Below are 1,174 nucleotides of genomic sequence, written 5' to 3'. Positions count from 1 at the left end.
GCAGCACCGGCACTCCCGCGACCAGCCCGGCGGCGCCGGCGATCGCCAGGCCGTGCTCCGGTCCGGCCGCTTCGACGAGGAGGCCGCCGAGCAGGATGCCCAGCCCCTGGGCGGCGACCATGCCGGAGGAGGCCAGGCCGACCGCCTGTCCCCTGCTCTGCGGCGGTGCGATCCTCACGTACTCCGCGTTGGCCGCGACCTGATAGCCGGTGAGCACCCCGCACACCGTCCACAGGAGCAGCAGAACCACGTAGCCGGGGTCCGCCGCGCTGGCCACCAGCGGCGCACTGGCCGCCACCGCCATGGGGGCCATCAGCGCCATCCGCCGCGCTTCGGTGAAGAACCTGGACAGCACGAACACGCCGACGACGTTGCCCACGGGCAGGGCGGCCATGAGGAGCCCCGCCTCCGCGGTGCCCAGGCCGAACGAGGCGGCGTACGGCACCGCGATCGCCTCGGGGATGACGTGGAAGCCCGACAGCATGGCCAGGCCGAGCAGGCTGCGCAACGCGCGATGCCCGGCCACCAGCCGCAGCCCGCCGAGCAGGGAGATCGGCTGCTTGCCCGCGGCTGCCGGGCGCCGGCGCACCGTGGCCAGGGTGAGTAACGCGGCGGCGGCGAACGTGGCCGCGTTGATGAGGATGGCCGTCTCCGCGCCGGCCAGCGCCACCACGATGCCGCCGCCGGCGAAGCCGAGCAGCGTCACGACCTGGTCGCTGAGCTGGTGGACCGCCACTCCGGTCTGGTAGAGCTCGCGGGGCAGCACGTCGGGCGTCAGCGAGATGCGTGCCGCCCTGCCCGGCGAGTCGAGCAGTTGGGAGGCGAAGACCAGGGCGCACAACGCGGGCAGCGAAAGGCCCGGCAGCGCGACGAATCCGATGAGGACGGTCCTGGCCACATCGCAGGCGATCGTGACCTCCCGCCGCGGGTAGCGGTCGGCCAGCCAGCCCAGCGCGGGCCCTCCGACCAGCGCGGGCACGAACGTCATCGCGTAGACGAGCGTGGTGACGGCGGCCGAGCCGCTGCGCTCGTAGGCGAGCACGGCCAGCGCCACGCGCGCCAGCTGGCTGCCCGCTCGCGACAACAACCCGCCCAGCCACAAACCGCGAAACTCGCCGATCGCGAGCACTTTGGCGTACATCGATCCCGTCCGGTCCGACTCGACTGTCCTGGC

At 73.5% G+C, this 1,174-nt stretch carries 1 protein-coding gene; it reads right to left on the bottom strand.

What is annotated here, in order from left to right; all coding sequences use genetic code 11:
- On the bottom strand, nt 1-1,141 hold a 1,141-nt coding region (locus ACTWPV_RS49685; RefSeq protein WP_443157224.1), incomplete at its 3' end, for an MFS transporter.
- Nucleotides 1,142-1,174 lie beyond the last annotated feature (33 nt).

The organism is Nonomuraea sp. KM88, from assembly GCF_052245635.1.
Taxonomy (GTDB): Bacteria; Actinomycetota; Actinomycetes; order Streptosporangiales; family Streptosporangiaceae; genus Nonomuraea.
The sequence above is the reverse complement of the archived record's forward strand: the minus strand, read 5'-3'. Positions and strand labels throughout refer to the sequence as shown.